The organism is Citrobacter sp. wls710, assembly GCF_005281115.1.
GTDB classification, from domain to species: domain Bacteria; phylum Pseudomonadota; class Gammaproteobacteria; order Enterobacterales; family Enterobacteriaceae; genus Citrobacter; species Citrobacter werkmanii.
This window is the reverse complement of record NZ_SZXD01000007.1, coordinates 216,121-234,558: the sequence shown is the minus strand read 5'-3', so window position 1 is coordinate 234,558 and position 18,438 is coordinate 216,121. Positions and strand designations below refer to the sequence as shown.

Below are 18,438 nucleotides of genomic sequence, written 5' to 3'. Positions count from 1 at the left end.
TCGTCATCCCTTAACGTGATTGAGAGAGAAGCCTATGTTTGGTAAAGGCGGTCTGGGTAACCTGATGAAACAGGCCCAGCAGATGCAGGAAAAAATGCAGCAGATGCAGGAAGAAGTCGCCAAGCTGGAAGTGACCGGCGAATCTGGCGCGGGTCTGGTAAAAGTGACTATCAACGGCGCGCACAACTGCCGTCGCGTGGAGATCGATCCAAGCCTGCTGGAAGACGACAAAGAGATGCTGGAAGACCTGGTTGCTGCGGCATTCAACGACGCGGCGCGTCGCATTGAAGAGACGCAGAAAGAGAAGATGGCTTCTGTTTCTTCCGGAATGCAGCTGCCGCCTGGCTTTAAGATGCCGTTCTGATGCAAACCAGCCCGCTGTTAACTCAGCTTATGGAAGCACTGCGCTGTCTGCCGGGCGTTGGCCCGAAGTCTGCGCAGCGCATGGCGTTCACGCTACTTCAGCGCGATCGCAGCGGCGGGATGCGTCTGGCGCAGGCGTTAACGAAGGCGATGTCGGAAATCGGCCACTGTGCCGATTGCCGCACCTTCACAGAGCAGGACGTCTGTAACATCTGTTCGAACCCGCGTCGTCAGGAAAATGGTCAGATTTGCGTGGTGGAGAGTCCGGCGGACATCTATGCCATTGAGCAAACCGGCCAATTTTCTGGACGTTACTTCGTGCTGATGGGGCACCTGTCACCGCTGGACGGTATTGGCCCTGATGATATCGGGCTGGATCGTCTCGAACAGCGACTGGCGTCTGAGCAGATCAACGAACTGATCCTCGCGACCAATCCCACGGTCGAAGGAGAGGCGACCGCCAACTATATTGCTGAGCTTTGCATGCAGTATGGCGTTGAAGCCAGCCGTATCGCCCATGGCGTACCGGTCGGCGGCGAGCTGGAAATGGTCGACGGCACCACGCTGTCGCACTCTCTGGCCGGGCGTCACAAGATTAAATTCTGAACAAACGGAGGCCGCGACGGCGGCTTCCGCTTGAAATCTTTCCCGCTTGTCCCCATTTCACCCTCAACGTGTTTTTACCATTGAAAATGGCATTGTTGAGGTAGATCTACATGAAAGGACAAGAAACTCGTGGTTTTCAGTCAGAAGTAAAACAGCTTCTGCACCTGATGATCCATTCTCTGTATTCCAATAAAGAAATCTTCCTGCGTGAGCTTATCTCTAACGCCTCAGATGCAGCAGACAAGCTGCGTTTCCGTGCACTGTCTAACCCGGATCTGTACGAGGGTGACGGTGAACTGCGCGTGCGTGTTTCCTTCGATAAAGATAAGCGTACGTTGACCATTGCTGATAACGGCGTGGGGATGAACCGTGATGACGTCATCGATCATCTGGGGACCATTGCGAAATCCGGTACCAAATCTTTCCTCGAATCCATGGGTTCCGATCAGGCGAAAGACAGCCAGTTGATCGGTCAGTTCGGGGTTGGCTTCTACTCGGCGTTTATCGTGGCTGATAAAGTGACCGTACGTACCCGCGCGGCGGGCGACAAGCCTGAGAACGGCGTGTTCTGGGAATCTGCGGGTGAAGGCGAGTACACCGTTGCTGATATCACCAAAGACGATCGCGGCACCGAAATCACTTTGCATCTGCGCGAAGGTGAAGACGAGTTCCTGGATGACTGGCGCGTACGTTCCATCATCAGCAAATATTCCGACCATATCGCGCTGCCGGTAGAGATCGAAAAATCCGAAGAGAAAGACGGCGAGACCGTGGTTTCCTGGGAAAAGATCAACAAGGCGCAGGCGCTGTGGACGCGTAACAAGTCGGAAATCAAAGACGACGAGTACAACGAATTCTACAAGCATATCGCCCACGACTTTACTGACCCGCTGACCTGGAGCCACAACCGTGTGGAAGGTAAGCAGGAGTACACCAGCCTGCTGTACATCCCGTCGCAGGCGCCGTGGGATATGTGGAACCGCGATCACAAGCATGGTCTGAAACTGTACGTTCAGCGTGTGTTCATCATGGACGACGCCGAGCAGTTTATGCCGAACTATCTGCGCTTTGTGCGCGGTCTGATAGATTCCAACGATCTGCCGCTGAACGTTTCCCGCGAGATCCTGCAGGACAGCACCGTCACCCGTAACCTGCGCAGCGCGCTGACCAAACGCGTGTTGCAGATGCTGGAAAAACTGGCGAAAGATGACGCCGAAAAATACCAGACCTTCTGGAAACAGTTCGGCCTGGTGCTGAAAGAAGGTCCGGCGGAAGACCACGCCAATCAGGAAACTATCGCTAAGCTGATGCGCTTCGCGTCTACGCACACAGACTCCTCCGCACAGACCGTGTCGCTGGAAGACTATATCTCCCGCATGAAAGAAGGGCAGGAGAAAATCTACTACATCACTGCGGACAGCTATGCGGCGGCGAAGAGCAGCCCGCACCTGGAACTGCTGCGTAAGAAAGGCATTGAAGTCCTGCTGCTTTCTGACCGCATCGATGAGTGGATGATGAACTACCTGACCGAGTTCGACGGCAAGCCGTTCCAGTCCGTTGCGAAAGCCGACGAGTCCATCGATAAACTGGCGGATGAAGTGGACGAGAGCGCGAAAGAAGCGGAAAAAGCGCTGACGCCGTTCGTTGAACGCGTGAAAACCCTGCTGGGCGATCGCGTTAAAGAAGTGCGTCTGACCCACCGTCTGACTGACACGCCGGCCATCGTCACCACCGATGCGGACGAAATGAGCACCCAGATGGCGAAACTGTTCGCTGCTGCGGGTCAGGCCGTACCGGACGTGAAATATATCTTTGAACTTAACCCGGACCACGTGCTGGTAAAACGCACGGCGGATACCCAGGACGAAACGCAGTTTAAAGAGTGGGTTGAACTGCTGCTGGATCAGGCTCTCTTCGCCGAACGCGGCACGTTGGAAGATCCTAACCAGTTCATCCGTCGTATGAACCAGCTGCTGGTGTCCTGATCGCCATCATCTAATGCCGGATAGCGCTAACGCTTATCCGGCCTACGATTAAAAAGATATTGTAGGCCGGATGAGGTGTTTACACCGCCATCCGGCAATTTCACTCCTTATTTTCAATTTTCCCTCCATTAACCGTTTCAGCGTCGGGCGTCTTCCTTGAGCCAATTGCGTGATGGTGGTATCGTTTAGCGCTTTTTAAAAAATATCGACAACCTTTAAGGGGATTTTCGTAATGCGTATCATTCTGCTTGGCGCTCCGGGCGCGGGTAAAGGAACTCAGGCTCAGTTCATCATGGAGAAGTATGGTATTCCGCAAATCTCCACCGGTGATATGCTGCGTGCCGCCGTGAAATCTGGCTCCGAGCTGGGCAAACAAGCGAAAGACATCATGGACGCCGGTAAGCTGGTGACTGATGAGCTGGTGATCGCGCTGGTAAAAGAGCGTATTGCTCAGGAAGACTGCCGTAATGGTTTCCTGCTGGATGGCTTCCCGCGTACTATTCCGCAGGCTGACGCCATGAAAGAAGCAGGTATCAACGTGGACTACGTTCTGGAGTTTGACGTACTTGACGAGCTGATCGTTGACCGTATCGTGGGCCGTCGCGTACACGCTGCTTCTGGCCGCGTTTACCACATCAAATTCAACCCGCCTAAGGTTGAAGGTAAAGACGACGTGACTGGCGAAGAACTGACTACCCGTAAAGACGATCAGGAAGAGACCGTGCGTAAGCGCCTGGTGGAATACCATCAGATGACCGCGCCGCTGATCGGCTACTACTCTAAAGAAGCGCAGGCGGGTAACACCAAATACGCGAAAGTTGATGGCACTCAGGCCGTGGCTGACGTGCGCGCAGCGCTGGAAAAAATCCTCGGTTAAGTTTTAGCGCAGTCTATGCCGGATGGCGGTGTAAACACCTTATCCGGCCTATGATTTTTTTGTAGGCCAGATAAGCGCAGCGCCATCAGGCAAATTCACGTCTTACCTCTCGCAGCAATTAGTTCTTCTTCATCACTTTTCCGCTACAATTATCAACAATTTGAATCGATAAGAGGCGGTAATGCGTCAGACGAAAACCGGTATCCTGCTGGCAAACCTCGGCACCCCCGATGCCCCCACTCCTGAAGCTGTTAAACGCTACCTGCGCCAGTTTTTAAGCGATCAACGTGTAGTCGATACTTCCCGCCTGCTGTGGTGGCCGTTGCTGCGTGGGGTGATCCTGCCGCTGCGTGCGCCACGCGTGGCAAAGCTGTACCAGTCAATCTGGATGGAAGACGGTTCGCCGCTGATGGTCTACAGCAAAGCACAACAGCAGGCGCTGGCACAACGCCTGCCCAATACGCCTGTTGCGTTGGGCATGAGCTACGGCTCGCCTTCGCTTGAGTGCGCAGTCGACGAACTGTTGGCAAGTGGCGTTGAACACATTGTCGTGTTACCGCTGTACCCGCAATATTCCTGTTCGACGGTGGCGGCGGTGTGGGATGAGCTCGCGCGTATCCTGGCGCGTAAACGCAGTATTCCCGGCGTCTCTTTTATTCGTGATTACGCCGATGACAGTGCCTATATTGACGCGCTGGCAAAAAGTGCCCGTGACTCCTTCGCCAAACACGGCGAACCCGATTTACTGCTGCTCTCCTACCATGGGATTCCACAACGTTACGCCGACGAAGGCGATGACTACCCTCAGCGCTGTCGCGATACGACACGTGAGCTGGTCTCTGCGCTTGGCCTGCCGCCGGAAAAAGTGATGATGACCTTCCAGTCGCGTTTTGGTCGCGAACCGTGGCTGACGCCGTATACCGACGAAACGTTAAAAATGCTGGCGGAGAAAGGGACCCGACATATCCAGGTTATGTGTCCGGGCTTTGCGGCAGATTGCCTTGAAACGCTGGAAGAGATCGCGGTGCAAAACCGGGAGATTTTCCTCGAGGCTGGCGGCCAGCAATATGAGTATATTCCGGCGCTGAATGCCGCACCGGAACATATTGAAATGATGGTCAAACTGACCGCTGCCTATCGTTAAAGTTGTGCTTTGAAGTAACGCGCGCCCTCCCGCAACGCATCGTCGGCGGTTTTCATCATCCGCGAGTAGTGCAGGAAGGCGTGCAGCGTGCCGGGGTACATTTTGTACTGGCAGGGCTGCTGATGCGTCTGTAACGTCTGAAATAATAAGCGGCTGTCGTCAATCAACGGATCGAACTCCGCGCCGGCGATAAAACATGGCGGCACGTCGCGCGTCAGGTCGTTATTGAATAAGCAATAATACGGCGACTCGCGATCGTCGGCGCTACGCAGGTACGCGTTTTCGTACATCTGCAGATCCTCCCGCGATAAACCATCCCATGCTCCGCCCATCAGCCGTCGGCTGGGCGAATCCTGCAGGCCGTAAAGTCCATACCACAGCAGTACGCCTGCGACTTTGCCGCAGGCAATCTGTTTGTCCCGCAGCCACAACGCGCTGGCAAGCGCCAGCATCGCGCCAGCGGAATCACCGGCAAAACCAATATGATCCACATTCAGAGAATAGTCGCCCGCGTGCTGGTGATAATACTGACAGACGGCGACAATCTCCTCGATGGCTTGCGGGAAACGAGCCTCCGGCGAGAGCGAATAGTCGATGCCAATTACCGTGCACTGCGTGTAAAGCGCCAGTAAGCGCATAATGCGATCGTGAGTATCCAGATTACCAAGAATGAAACCGCCGCCGTGCAGATAATACATCGTGGCCTGGCTATGGGGTTGCGGAGAATAAATTCGCGTGGCAACGGGGCCGCGCGCGGTAGAAATGACGCATTCCCGGGTGTTCATCTGCGGGGCATCGGCATTCCACAATTGTCGTTCGTGGATATAGTGTTGGCGTTGGGCCACGATGTCATCGGCGGCGGGCCAGGGCGGCAGATCGTCGCGATGAAAATTCACCACGGTTTTCATTTCGTCTGAAATTCTGTCGAGTACGGGGATCTTATTTTCCGGCTTCATAAACGCTCCTTGTGAAGGTGATTTATTGTAGAAATTACCCCCGTATAAACTGCGATCCCACCGTCCGATATTGAAACTCAGCGCCGCATCGCATGCAAAGCAGGGAATGTGCTACCATGCACCGCTCAGCTAATCACCCGTAAAATCGACCATGAAATTTCCCGGTAAACGTAAATCCAAACACTATTTTCCTGTCAGCGCGCGCGATCCATTGCTGCAACAGATTCAGCCTGAAAATGAAACCAGCGCAGCCTGGGTGGTGGGTATCGACCAGACGCTGGTAGATATTGAAGCCAAAGTTGATGATGACTTTGTAAAACGTTATGGATTAAGCGCCGGGCACTCTCTGGTGATTGCAGACGATGTTGCCGAAGCGCTCTACCAGGAGCTGGTACGTGACAATTTGATCACCCATCAGTTTGCCGGTGGGACTATCGGTAACACGATGCACAACTACTCCGTGCTGGCGGATGACCGCTCGGTACTGTTGGGTGTGATGTGCAGCAATATCGAGATTGGTAGCTACGCGTACCGTTATTTATGTAATACCTCCAGCCGTACCGATCTGAACTACCTGCAGGGCGTTAATGGACCGATTGGTCGCTGCTTTACGCTGATTGGCGAATCCGGTGAGCGCACGTTCGCTATCAGCCCCGGACATATGAATAAGCTGCGGGCGGATAGCATCCCTGAGGCGGTTATTGCCGGGGCCTCCGCGCTGGTGCTGACCTCCTATCTGGTGCGTTGCGAACCGGGCGAGCCGATGCCGGAAGCGACCATGAAGGCGATTGAATATGCCAAAAAACACAATGTGCCGGTGGTTCTGACGCTGGGTACCAAATTTGTTATTGCCGATAACCCGCAGTGGTGGCAGGCATTCCTGAAAGAGCATGTCTCCATTCTGGCGATGAATGAAGAAGAGGCCGAAGCGCTGACCGGCGAGAGCGATCCGCTGCTGGCGTCCGACAAAGCGCTGGATTGGGTGGATCTGGTGCTGTGCACTGCGGGTCCGGCGGGTCTGTATATGGCGGGCTTTACGGAAGAAGAAGCCAAACGTAAAACTCAACATCCGCTGCTGCCGGGGGCTATTGCCGAATTCAACCAGTACGAATTCAGCCGCGCCATGCGCCATAAAGACTGTACTAATCCGCTACGCGTGTATTCGCACATCGCACCGTATATGGGCGGGCCTGAAAAGATCATGAACACCAACGGCGCTGGCGACGGTGCGCTGGCGGCATTGCTGCATGATATTACCGCCAACAGCTACCACCGCAGCAACGTGCCTAACTCCAGCAAGCACAAGTTCACCTGGCTGACCTATTCATCGTTAGCCCAGGTGTGTAAATATGCTAATCGCGTGAGTTATCAGGTGCTGAATCAACATTCACCACGCCTGACGCGCGGTTTGCCAGAACGTGAAGATAGTCTCGAAGAGTCGTACTGGGACCGCTGAGTTCTTGCCCGATGGTGCTGCGCTTATCGGGCCTACTCTGGTGTGGGAATACGTAGGTCGGATGGCGTAGCGCCATCCGGCACGTAATATTAACTGGCAGTAGCAACGTCACCGGCAGGTGGCGTTTCAATCAGCTCCAGCATAGTGCGGGCGATTTCACGCTCGCCCATGACGACCTGATTGGCACCGCGGTCGGTAATATATTCCACTTCATCGTCATAATGCGCGCGGGCGATAATCTCAATCGACGGGCACTTTTCGCGAGCGGAAGCGACGATTTCACCGGCTTCATAGCCATTTGGAATCGTCAGTAGCAGCCAGCGTGCGCAATCCAGATGCGCCAGATTCATAATCTCTTCGTTGGCGGCATTTCCCAGCACCGCGCGGATCCCGCGCTCACGCAGTTCATCCACCCGCGTACGTGAGGTTTCGATAACCACCAGCGGAATCCCGGCAGCCATCAATTTTTCACCCAGCAGACTGCCGACGCGGCCAAAGCCTACCAGCAGGGCGTGATTGCAGATATCCACCGGAATTTGTTTCTCTTCTTCGATGGCTTCTTCCAGCGTCTGTTCTTCCAGCGTTTCGGTTTTCGCGAGATATTTTTCTAACACCGCGAACAGTACCGGATTGAGCATAATGGACAGAATAGCCCCCGCCAGCACCAGATTTTGCCCGGCCTGCGGTAGCAGGTTTAGCGCCATTCCCAGACCCGCCAGGATGAAGGCAAACTCACCAATCTGCGCCAGGCTGGTGGCAATGGTGAGCGCTGTACGTTGGGAGTGGCCAAACAGGCGCACGAGGAAATAAGCGGCAACGGATTTACCAAAGACGATAATCGCCAGCGTACCCAGTACCGCCAGCGGCTGCTGGATCAAAATTAACGGATCAAACAGCATACCAACAGATACAAAGAACAATACGGCGAACGCATCGCGCAGCGGCAGGGTGTCATGCGCCGCACGGTGGCTCAGTTCGGATTCATTCAGCACCATGCCAGCAAAGAACGCGCCCAGAGCAAAGGAGACATCGAATAATTCCACTGCGCCAAACGCGATACCTAATGCCAGGGCAAGGACTGACAGAGTAAACAGCTCTCGTGAACCGGTTGCGGCGCTACGCGCCATGATCCACGGCACCAGGCGACGGCCAACCAGCATCATAATGGCGATAAACGCCACCACTTTACCGATGGTAATGCCCATATCGACGGCCAGCGAGGCAAAGCCGACATCTTCTTTTTCCAGCATGCCGGCGACGGCGGGCAGGAGAACCAGCGTCAGCACCATCATCAGATCTTCAACAATCAGCCAGCCTATAGCGATTTGCCCGCGCTGGCTGTCAATAAGCTGCCGTTCTTCAAGCGCACGCAGTAGCACTACGGTACTGGCGGTTGAAAGACACAGTCCAAAGACGATACCCACCATTAGCGACCAGCCCATCACCGCTGAAAGCGCCATACCCAGTAGCGTCGCCACAGCTATCTGGGCAATTGCGCCGGGAATGGCGATAGACTTTACCGCCATCAAATCCTTCAAGGAAAAGTGCAGCCCCACGCCGAACATCAGCAGGATTACGCCAAGCTCCGCCAGTTCAGGCGCGAGTTTGGTATCAGCAACAAAACCAGGTGTAAATGGACCGGCCAGAACGCCCGCTAACAGATATCCCACCAGAGGAGAAATACGTAGTTTATTGGCAATCATGCCTAATATAAAAGCGAGCACAAGGCCGCCGACAATGGTGGTGATAAGCGGGGTGGCGTGATGCATTCCGTCTCCTTTGGTTGCTGTGATGATCCTGAAAACCTAAATTCCGAGTAATAGTTTATGACAATTTTAATGTTTATGTTTATGAATAATTATTGAATTTTGATGAAAACGGGATTTTAGGCGTAAAAAAGCACGGATCGGAAAACTACAGGGGTATGCGGGGAGTAAAGGCTGATGGTCTCTGTAACTGAAGACGGCCAAAGTTTACTTTTGGCCGTCAGAAAATCAGGCTTTATGTCGGTTATCAGGTAAGAATATAGTAAGTATCCCCAGAAGTGGCAGGAAAGCACATATTTTATAGACCAAATCAATACTGGTATGGTCAGCAATCAGCCCTAATACCGCGGCTCCCAAGCCACCCATGCCAAAGGCAAACCCGAAAAATAGCCCAGAAACCATGCCGATACGACCCGGAAGCAGCTCCTGTGCATAGACCAGAATGGCAGAAAAGGCAGATGCGAGGATAAAACCAATGATCACGGTTAAAATCCCGGTCCATTCCAGCGTTGCATAGGGTAAAACAAGGGTAAATGGCGCTACACCGAGGATAGAGCCCCAAATAACATATTTTCTGCCAATCTTATCACCTAACGGTCCACCAATTACGGTCCCGGCCGCAACGGCAAACAGGAAGGCAAACAGGTGAAACTGGGCGTTTTGTACCGATAATCCGAATTTTTGCATCAGATAAAAGGTGTAATAGCTGCTGATACTCGCCATATAGAAGTATTTGGAGAAAATCAGCACCAGCAGAATGCTAACCGCCAGTACCACTTTATTACGCGGTAATGGATTAACGATCGTGACTTTCGGTTTTCCTTTGCTCATCCGATGCTGCGCGGCATACCAACGACTGATTTGTGCCAGAACCACAATCGCTAATAACGCGGCCAACACAAACCAGGCCACATTACCTTTACCATATGGCGCGATGATGACAGCCGCCAGCAAGGGCCCGAGAGAGCTGCCGAAGTTGCCGCCAACCTGGAAAATTGACTGGGCGAGGCCATGACGACCGCCGGAAGCCATACGCGCCACGCGGGATGACTCTGGGTGAAACACCGATGAGCCCGTACCGACCAGCGCCGCCGCGAGTAATACCATATGGAAACTACCTGCCATGGCCAGCAGCACTAGCCCGCTTAGCGTGAAGCACATACCAATGGGCAGCGACCACGGCATCGGATATTTGTCCGTCCAGTAGCCGACGACTGGCTGAAGCAGCGAGGAGGCGAGCTGGAAGGTTAGCGTAATCATCCCGATCTGCATAAACGTCAGAGAGAACTCTGACTGCAAGAGCGGATAAATCGCCAGGATCAGCGACTGGATCATATCGTTTAGCAGATGAGAGAGACTGATCGCCCCTAAAATGCCAAATGAGGTGCGCGCTTTAGCAACCGACGCTGACGCGCCAGCCACTGGCGGGGTTGGTTCACTTATTGCCATAGAAAGTCACTTCTGTTTGGGTTGCGATTATGAGGGTAGTCTATTTTGTTATTATTACCTGACTAACATACCTGCGGAAGGTGTTTGAAGGAAGTCTCATTTCTGAAAACATTTTCGACTATTATTTCATATCATTGTAATTTCAGTCGTTGATTTTGGCTCAGGGAGAGAAATATGAAGTTTTTAAAACGGGGCGTGGCGCTGGCGTTATTCGCCGCATTTGCGCTGGCAGCTCAGCCTGCGCAGGCGTACGAAAAAGATAAAACCTACAAAATTACCATTCTGCATACCAACGATCATCACGGTCACTTCTGGCGCAGCGAATATGGGGAATACGGGCTGGCGGCGCAAAAAACGCTGGTGGATGGTATTCGTAAAGAGGTGGCGGAAGAAGGGGGAAGCGTACTGCTGCTTTCCGGCGGCGATATTAACACCGGCGTCCCAGAATCCGATCTTCAGGATGCGGAACCTGATTTTCGCGGCATGAACCTGATTGGCTATGACGCGATGGCGGTTGGCAATCACGAATTTGATAACCCGCTAACCGTGCTGCGCCAGCAGGAAAAATGGTCCAAATTCCCGTTTCTCTCAGCCAATATCTACCAGAAAAGCACGGGCGAACGTTTATTCAAGCCGTGGGCCATTTTTAAGCGTCAGGATTTAAAAATTGCCGTACTTGGTTTAACCACTGACGATACGGCGAAAATTGGTAATCCGGAGTTCTTTACCGATATCGAATTCCGTAAACCTGCCGATGAAGCCAAACTGGTCATCCAGGAACTGAATATGGGTGAAAAGCCAGACATCATTATTGCGACCACCCATATGGGTCATTATGACAACGGCAATCACAGCTCGAACGCGCCTGGCGACGTAGAAATGGCGCGTAGCCTGCCGGCGGGTTCGCTGGCGATGATTGTGGGTGGTCACTCACAGGATCCGGTGTGTATGGCCTCGGAAAACAAGAAGCAGGTTGATTACGTACCGGGTACGCCGTGCGCGCCAGATAAGCAAAATGGCATCTGGATTGTGCAAGCGCATGAGTGGGGGAAATACGTGGGCCGGGCGGACTTTGAGTTCCGTAACGGCGAAATGAAAATGGTTAACTACCAGCTTATCCCCGTCAACCTGAAGAAAAAAGTGACCTGGGACAACGGGAAAAGTGAGCGCGTACTCTACACCCCGGAAATTGCTGAGAATCAGCAAATGCTCTCGCTGCTGACGCCATTCCAGAATAAAGGTAAAGCGCAACTGGACGTGAAGATTGGCAGCGTCAATGCGCGCCTCGAAGGTGACCGTAGCAAAGTTCGTTTTGTACAGACCAATATGGGGCACCTGCTGTTGGCTGCGCAAATGGCGCGGACCAGCGCTGACTTTGGCGTGATGAGCGGTGGCGGTATTCGTGATTCCATTGAAGGCGGCGATATTACCTATAAGAGCGTGCTGAAGGTGCAGCCGTTCGGCAATATTGTGGTGTATGCCGACATGAGCGGGAAAGAGGTGATTGACTATCTGACCGCCGTGGCGCAAATGAAGCCGGACTCCGGGGCCTATCCGCAGTTTGCCAACGTCAGCTTTGTGGCGAAAGACGGTAAACTTAACGATCTGAAAATCAAAGGCGAACCGGTTGACCCGTCTAAAACCTATCGTATGGCAACGCTGAGTTTCAATGCCACCGGCGGCGATGGCTATCCGCGAATTGATAACAAGCCAGGTTATGTGAATACCGGGTTTATCGATGCGGAAGTGCTGAAAGAGTACGTGCAGAAAAACTCACCGTTGGATGCCAGTGTGTATGAGCCGAAGGGCGAGGTGAGCTGGCAGTAACAGGGCGAAGTGCCGGATGGCGGTGCTGGCACCCTATCCGGCCTGCTGACTGTAAGAGTCTTCGGTTGTAGGCCTTAAAGCTGCGCGCCATCAGGCATTCATTCTACAACCGCTTAATCACGGCGTGCGATGTCGGCGAATTTCGCATCCAGAATTTTCGCCAGATCGCCCGCTGCCAGTTCGATATCCAGCCCGCGTTTGCCACCGGATACATAAATGGTGTCAAACGTCTGGGCGGGGGCGTCAATTAGCGTCGGCAATCTTTTTTTCTGTCCCAGCGGGCTGATACCGCCCACCAGATACCCCGTAGTTCGCTGTGCAACCAGCGGATCGGCCATATCGACCTTTTTGGCCCCTAACGCTTTGGCGACTTTTTTAAGATCCAATTGACCCGCCACCGGCGTGACGGCAACGGCCAGCTGCTTCATATCGCCATTCACGGCAACCAGCAGCGTTTTATAAACCTGGTCCGCATTCAGACCTAACTTGCGCACCACTTCATCACCAAAGTTTGTTTCGGACGGATCGTGATCGTAGGTGTGGATCTGGAAAGAAATCTTGTTTTTTTCGAGTAATTTAACGGCGGGTGTCATAGCAATTTTTCCTGGCCCAGACAAAATACGACACAAGCATACGCCTGATGGCGGTCTAAAAAATAGTACCATCTTGCGCAATAGTATTGGCAGGATGATGACTTTGAGCGACAATCGACCTACACCGATGCTTTAAGCATCGGGATTATAATAATGATGAAATTCCTCTTTGACGGGCCAATAGAAATATTGGCCATTTTTTTACCGTAACATCTCCGGCAAATTACCTTCTCCGTACAGATGCAGTGCGCCTACGGCCACCACATAATGGCCAGCTGGCATCGCCCGGAGTCGATCGCGCCAGGCTACATTGCGCTGATGCATCAAGACGTCATATAACGACTGGCTGAAAGTATTAGGAAGCGTCAATTCGCTATCGCGCGGCGGCGTTTTAAGCCACCAGCCCATCATTTGTTGTAGCAACCTGGCGTTGGTATGCCAGTGCGTCAGGGTATCATCCAGAAGAGCCTGACCATTATCGGGTAACTGACATAGCAGCTCGATTTGACTGGATGAACCTTCCAGCTCGATCACCGGTTTGTGTGCTTGTTTTGCCGCTTTCAGCAGTTGGTAATCAATCCCGTATTCCGCCCGCAACCCCAGCTGTTGTGCCTGTGTCGCCTGTAATACCATGGCTATTTGCCACAAAGGTTGTGTTGATAACAGGGAAGGGGAAATGCCCAATTCGTTGGTGACTTTACGCAGATTATCTAGTTGCTCTTCACTGATGCGTTCTTCCAGGGCGGCAAAGGTCGGAAGATTAGCAAATGGCGCGTCATCGCCGGAAACATCGGCTTCGACAATCAGCGCATCAGCACGGTTGAGCTTTTTGAGTAATTTGGCAGGCAGAGGCGCCATATCGCGGCTACCCATGTGAATACTGCCAATCAGATGAAAATGGCGGTTGCCGGGTAAAGAGATATCAATGGCGGGCCAGGTATAGTGGTTGCCGCGCAGTGCAGACCATAATGTTTTTACCCGGTACAACAAATCCATACGACCTCCCTAAGTGGACTTCCATGCTAGCGTGTGGTCCGGGAAGGTGCAATGCGTGAATTGCCGGATAGCGCGGTTGATGGCGCCATCCGGCAAAGGTTTACTCTTTCGGTTTGAAGCGCAGCAGACGGTTAGCGTTGCTTACCACGGTAATGGAGGAGAGCGCCATCGCCGCGCCGGCAACCACCGGGTTGAGCAGTGTTCCGGTGAACGGCCACAGGATCCCGGCAGCAACGGGGATACCGATGCTATTATAGATAAATGCGCCGAGCAGGTTCTGCTTCATATTGCGCAGCGTTGCCCGTGAGATAGACAGCGCATCCGCAACGCCCATCAGGCTATGACGCATCAGCGTAATCGCGGCGGTTTCAATCGCCACATCGCTGCCGCCACCCATGGCAATCCCTACATCGGCCTGCGCCAGCGCAGGCGCATCGTTGATACCGTCACCAACCATGGCAACCTGACGTCCCTGGCTTTGCAGACGCTTAATCGCCTCGGCTTTACCGTCCGGCAGAACGCCCGCAATCACCTCATCAATACCAGCCTCTTTAGCAATGGCGTTGGCGGTCGTTGGGTTATCACCGGTGAGCATCACCAGACGATACCCGGCGCGATGCAGACGCTGCAGGGCCGCCACGCTGTCACTACGCAATGGATCGCGCACTGCTAACAGGGCCGCGGCTTTACCGTCAATCGCCAGCAGGACTGGAGTTGTCCCTTGAGAGGCTTGAGCGGTAATCTCAGCTTCCATTTGAGTGGTATCTACCTGCTGTTCATTGAGCAGCGCCTGGTTTCCCAGCAACAGCGTATGGCCTTCCGTTTCACCACTGACGCCCAAACCGCGCAGCGTACGGAACCCGTTGACCTGCGGCAGCGTGACATCACCGGCTTTGTCCAGAATCGCCCTGGCCAGCGGGTGGCTGGAACCCTGTTCAAGGGCCGCAGCCAGACGAATCGCCAGCGCTTCATCGGTATTGCCAAACGTTTTGATGGCGACAACCTGTGGCTTACCTTCAGTCAGCGTCCCGGTTTTATCAAATACGACGGTATCAAGCGTGCTGGCGCGCTGCAGCGCATCGGCATCGCGTACCAGTACCCCGAACTCAGCGGCGCGACCAACACCGGAAATAATCGACATCGGCGTCGCCAGGCCCAGTGCACAAGGGCAAGCAATAATCAGAACAGTGGTGGCAATCACCAGCGTATAGACAATTTGTGGCGCCGGTCCGAAGAAATACCAGATAGCTGCGCTAACCAGTGCAATAACGACCACCACCGGAACGAATACCGAGGAGATGCGGTCAGCCAGTTTGCCAATCTCCGGTTTACTGCTTTGCGCCTGGCGCACCATGCGAATAATGCGCGACAGCGTGGTATGGCTGCCTACGGCGCTGGCGCGGAACAGCACGCTGCCGTCCTGTACGACCGTACCGGCGTGGACACTATCGCCTTCGCCTTTTTGTTGCGGAATCGGCTCCCCGGTTAGCATGGCTTCATCCAGCCAGGCTTCGCCCTGAGTGATTTCGCCATCGACCGGAACGCGGTCGCCGGTGGTCAGGCGCAGCAACATTCCTGCCTGAACATCTGCCAGCGGCACATTTTTTTCACCTTCATCGGTGACGACGCGTGCGGTTGGTGGCGTCAGATCGAGCAGTTTTTCCAGCGCTTTGGACGAGCGTTGGCGAGCCCGCGCTTCCAGCATATGTCCGAGGTTAATCAAACCGATAATCATCGCGCTGGCTTCATAATAAAGGTGTCGTGCTTCCATTGGGAACCATTGCGGCCAGAGGTTGACGCTCATGGAATAGAGCCATGCCACCCCCGTACCCAGCGCCACCAGCGTATCCATGGTCGCGGTGCCATTCATCAGGCTTTTCCACGCATTGCGGTAAAAGTGACCGCCCGCGAAAACCATCACGGCAAGCGTTGCCAGACCAATCGCCAGCCAGAGGCTACGGTTGTCGTCACTCACCATCATGTTATCGCCAATCATTCCCCACACCATGACCGGTATACCCAGCAGCAGCGCGACGGCTGCCTGCCAGCGAAAACGTTTCATGGTCGCGACGGCGGTTTCCTGCTGGCGCTCGCGGCGCTTCGCATCATCTTCTATGGCTTCAGCACCGTAGCCCGCTTTTTCTACTGCCTGCACTAAATCTGCGGCGGACGCACTGCCCATTACCAGCGCAGTGCGTTCCGCCAGGTTTACCCGTGCCTGAGTGACGCCCGGTACGCTTTGCAGGGCATTTTGTACGCGGGTTACACAGCTGGCGCAGCTCATGCCGTTTAACAGCAACTGTTGGCTGTCATCATCAGCCGTAGCTGCCGGAAGCTCGGAAGGGACCGCTGCCAGTGCTTCCGACGGGATTGATGACTCCGTCAGCGGTTTAGCCTTTGGGTGGCTTAACTCCGCGCCGTAACCGGCTTGTTTGATGGTTTCAATCAGTGCTTCAGCACTGGCGCTCCCGGTGATGTGCGCTTCAGTCACGGTGACATCCGCTTGTTCAACGTCCGGGCGTTGTTCCAGACTTTCTTTAACGCGTTTTACGCAGTGACCACAGGACAGGCCGTCCAGGGTTAGATCGATTGTTTGAGACATAACCAACTCCTTTATTGCAGGATTTACTGACTGTGATAAAGGGTAAACCTTCCATCTGGGGGAAGGTCAAGCCCGGAATCCGCATTTGTATATGGGATCTCAAGCCATTCACCGTGCTGATGAATGTTTCTTGATTTTTATCAAATAATTGTCGCTGTTTTCTTCTGGTTAGCTGACTGTATTTTGACACCTCTAAATATGCTGAATGTATTTCTCTTCAGATGGCCTTTTAAATGTGATGAAGGTCTCTTTATTTAGCTTAAAGTATTAGTAAGCATAATGATTTAATAAATGTAATTAATTTTTGTATAAGTCGATTTAATGGGTTCATTTGTTGACAATTAAAGGCGCGATTTTGTACTCTGAAACTGAACTCAAACCGATTATCTGGCAATTTGACTATTCTGTAACAATTAAGCTGGAGGCTTTATGTCTACAAAGTTATGGGGCGGGCGTTTTGATATGCCAACAAATAAATTAGTTGAATCCTATAATGCAACTATTATGTTGGAGCAACGTTTATGTCCTTTTGATATTAAGGGAAGTATTGCACATGCCACCATGTTGGGGCTTCAGGGGATTATTACGCAAGATGAAGCAAATGCCATTATTGGCGGATTAACACAGGTAAATAAAGAAATTGAAGCAGGTCAATTCATTTTCGATACTGTCGATGAAGATATTCATATGGCTATTGAAAGAAGAATGACTGAAATCATTGGCCCTGTCGGGGGGAAACTACATACCGGTCGCAGCCGTAATGATCAGACCACCGTAGATTCTAAAATGCATATGCGAGCCACTATTCGCGAAATTCAACAGGACATTGTTAATCTACAAGAAATTATAGTAAATAAAGCAGAAAATAATATTGATGCGATAATGCCGGGCTACACGCATTTACAAACCGGTCAGCCCATTCTTTTATCGCACTGGATTATGGCTTATTATTGGATGTTACGTCGTGACTGGACCCGATTTGAAGACCTGTATCACCGTATGGGAGAGTGTCCTTTAGGCGCGGCAGCTCTCGCAGGAACAACTTTTCCTATTGACCGTGACTTCACTGCCCGTGAGCTTGGTTTTGATAAGCCGACTGAAAACAGTATTGATTCTGTCAGCGATCGTGATCATATGGTTGAATTCACCGCAGCTGCAGCGATGTGCTTTATGCACCTAACTCGTCTTTCAGAGGAACTGGTTTTATTCTCCAGCCAGGATTTTAAATTTATAGAGCTTTCTGATGATTTTTGTACGGGCTCCAGCATTATGCCGCAAAAGAAAAACCCCGATGTAGCTGAAAAAATGCGCGGAAAGGGGGGGCGTATGTACGGAAATCTAATGGCCATGCTGACTATCATGAAAGGAATACCGCTCGCTTATAATACGGATATGAGCGAGGATAAAGAGCAGGTCTATGATTCAATGGATACGTTACAGGCCAGTCTGAAAATTATGGCCCCGATGCTCGATAAAATGGTCATTCTTGCAGAGAATACCCGTGGCGCGGCGGCCAGAGGGTTCTCGAATGCGACTGATATGGCAGATTACCTTGTGCGTAAAGGTATTCCTTTCAGAGAGGCGCACCATGTAGTAGGTAGTGCGGTTAATTACTGTATTAAGCATAAAAAAATGTTAGAAGAACTTTCTATGGATGAGTTCCGCTCATTTGATAATAAAATTGAAAATGACATCTATGAGAATATTTCTTTGGAGGCATGTATTAAAGCCAGAATGTCCTATGGTGGAACCGGACCGGATGCTGTTAGAAAACAGATTGATATAGCCAGAAAATATTTAAAATAATTCTGAATATAA

General features: G+C 52.5%; 14 protein-coding genes. 8 read left to right on the top strand and 6 right to left on the bottom strand.

The genetic code is table 11. From position 1 onward, the window contains the following. Positions 1-34: 34 nt before the first annotated feature. From FDX14_RS03255 to hemH, 5 genes are all read left to right on the top strand, one after another. Positions 35-364: a YbaB/EbfC family nucleoid-associated protein gene (locus FDX14_RS03255; RefSeq protein ID WP_003021764.1), complete on the top strand. Its 330-nt coding sequence runs from the start codon at positions 35-37 to the stop codon at positions 362-364. After that, complete coding sequence (recR, locus tag FDX14_RS03250) at positions 364-969, top strand: recombination mediator RecR (RefSeq protein WP_003021767.1); 606 nt, start codon at positions 364-366, stop codon at positions 967-969. The genes FDX14_RS03255 and recR overlap by 1 nt, the downstream gene beginning before the upstream one ends. A 110-nt stretch (positions 970-1,079) precedes the next feature. Next, positions 1,080-2,954, top strand: coding sequence for a molecular chaperone HtpG (gene htpG / locus FDX14_RS03245; protein ID WP_087857065.1), 1,875 nt, complete (start codon positions 1,080-1,082; stop codon positions 2,952-2,954). A 232-nt stretch (positions 2,955-3,186) separates the two neighbouring features. Beyond that, complete coding sequence (gene adk / locus FDX14_RS03240; RefSeq protein ID WP_137348986.1) at positions 3,187-3,831, top strand: adenylate kinase; 645 nt, start codon at positions 3,187-3,189, stop codon at positions 3,829-3,831. A 181-nt stretch (positions 3,832-4,012) separates the two neighbouring features. Beyond that, positions 4,013-4,975 carry a ferrochelatase gene (hemH, locus tag FDX14_RS03230; protein WP_042310037.1) on the top strand — a complete coding sequence of 321 codons (963 nt, stop codon included), beginning with the start codon at positions 4,013-4,015 and terminating at the stop codon, positions 4,973-4,975. Here the strand turns inward: hemH and aes are convergent. Continuing rightward, positions 4,972-5,931, bottom strand: a complete 960-nt coding sequence (gene aes / locus FDX14_RS03225) for an acetyl esterase (protein ID WP_079225181.1) — start codon at positions 5,929-5,931, stop codon at positions 4,972-4,974. The genes hemH and aes overlap by 4 nt on opposite strands. A gap of 151 nt (positions 5,932-6,082) precedes the next feature. Between aes and gsk the strand changes: the two genes are divergently transcribed. After that, entirely contained in the window at positions 6,083-7,387 is a 1,305-nt protein-coding gene (gene gsk / locus FDX14_RS03220; RefSeq protein WP_079225179.1) for an inosine/guanosine kinase, read from the top strand. Between the two features lie 89 nt (positions 7,388-7,476). Here gsk and ybaL read toward each other — a convergent pair whose 3' ends face one another. Together ybaL and fsr are read right to left on the bottom strand one after the other, a co-directional pair. Then, positions 7,477-9,156, bottom strand: a complete 1,680-nt coding sequence (gene ybaL, locus FDX14_RS03215) for a YbaL family putative K(+) efflux transporter (protein WP_042310032.1) — start codon at positions 9,154-9,156, stop codon at positions 7,477-7,479. Between the two features lie 225 nt (positions 9,157-9,381). Continuing rightward, complete coding sequence (gene fsr, locus FDX14_RS03210; protein WP_042310030.1) at positions 9,382-10,602, bottom strand: fosmidomycin MFS transporter; 1,221 nt, start codon at positions 10,600-10,602, stop codon at positions 9,382-9,384. A gap of 174 nt (positions 10,603-10,776) precedes the next feature. Here fsr and ushA point away from each other — a divergent pair, with 174 nt between their 5' ends. Beyond that, positions 10,777-12,429, top strand: coding sequence for a bifunctional UDP-sugar hydrolase/5'-nucleotidase UshA (gene ushA / locus FDX14_RS03205; protein ID WP_137348985.1), 1,653 nt, complete (start codon positions 10,777-10,779; stop codon positions 12,427-12,429). A 113-nt stretch (positions 12,430-12,542) separates the two neighbouring features. Here ushA and ybaK read toward each other — a convergent pair whose 3' ends face one another. From ybaK to copA, 3 genes are all read right to left on the bottom strand, one after another. Further along, a complete protein-coding gene (ybaK, locus tag FDX14_RS03200) occupies positions 12,543-13,022 on the bottom strand; it encodes a Cys-tRNA(Pro)/Cys-tRNA(Cys) deacylase YbaK (protein WP_042310028.1) in 480 nt (159 codons plus the stop codon). A 201-nt stretch (positions 13,023-13,223) separates the two neighbouring features. After that, the gene (locus FDX14_RS03195; protein ID WP_042310027.1) at positions 13,224-14,018 is read right to left on the bottom strand and encodes a TraB/GumN family protein; all 795 of its coding nucleotides are present in this window, start codon (positions 14,016-14,018) and stop codon (positions 13,224-13,226) included. A 100-nt stretch (positions 14,019-14,118) separates the two neighbouring features. Next, positions 14,119-16,620 (bottom strand): copper-exporting P-type ATPase CopA, encoded by a 2,502-nt coding sequence (copA, locus tag FDX14_RS03190; protein ID WP_137348984.1) that lies wholly within the window; start codon positions 16,618-16,620, stop codon positions 14,119-14,121. Positions 16,621-17,049: 429 nt separating this feature from the next. Here copA and argH point away from each other — a divergent pair, with 429 nt between their 5' ends. Continuing rightward, on the top strand, positions 17,050-18,426 hold the full coding sequence (argH, locus tag FDX14_RS03185) for an argininosuccinate lyase (RefSeq protein ID WP_079225171.1): 1,377 nt from the start codon (positions 17,050-17,052) through the stop codon (positions 18,424-18,426). Positions 18,427-18,438 lie beyond the last annotated feature (12 nt).

Coding starts and splice junctions, on each gene's coding strand:
- argH (WP_079225171.1), top strand. CDS start 17,050: ATGTCTACAAAGTTATGGGGCGGGCGTTTTGATATGCCAACAAATAAA.
- FDX14_RS03195 (WP_042310027.1), bottom strand. CDS start 14,018: ATGGATTTGTTGTACCGGGTAAAAACATTATGGTCTGCACTGCGCGGC.
- fsr (WP_042310030.1), bottom strand. CDS start 10,602: ATGGCAATAAGTGAACCAACCCCGCCAGTGGCTGGCGCGTCAGCGTCG.
- ybaK (WP_042310028.1), bottom strand. CDS start 13,022: ATGACACCCGCCGTTAAATTACTCGAAAAAAACAAGATTTCTTTCCAG.
- copA (WP_137348984.1), bottom strand. CDS start 16,620: ATGTCTCAAACAATCGATCTAACCCTGGACGGCCTGTCCTGTGGTCAC.
- hemH (WP_042310037.1), top strand. CDS start 4,013: ATGCGTCAGACGAAAACCGGTATCCTGCTGGCAAACCTCGGCACCCCC.
- adk (WP_137348986.1), top strand. CDS start 3,187: ATGCGTATCATTCTGCTTGGCGCTCCGGGCGCGGGTAAAGGAACTCAG.
- recR (WP_003021767.1), top strand. CDS start 364: ATGCAAACCAGCCCGCTGTTAACTCAGCTTATGGAAGCACTGCGCTGT.
- ushA (WP_137348985.1), top strand. CDS start 10,777: ATGAAGTTTTTAAAACGGGGCGTGGCGCTGGCGTTATTCGCCGCATTT.
- aes (WP_079225181.1), bottom strand. CDS start 5,931: ATGAAGCCGGAAAATAAGATCCCCGTACTCGACAGAATTTCAGACGAA.
- htpG (WP_087857065.1), top strand. CDS start 1,080: ATGAAAGGACAAGAAACTCGTGGTTTTCAGTCAGAAGTAAAACAGCTT.
- ybaL (WP_042310032.1), bottom strand. CDS start 9,156: ATGCATCACGCCACCCCGCTTATCACCACCATTGTCGGCGGCCTTGTG.
- gsk (WP_079225179.1), top strand. CDS start 6,083: ATGAAATTTCCCGGTAAACGTAAATCCAAACACTATTTTCCTGTCAGC.
- FDX14_RS03255 (WP_003021764.1), top strand. CDS start 35: ATGTTTGGTAAAGGCGGTCTGGGTAACCTGATGAAACAGGCCCAGCAG.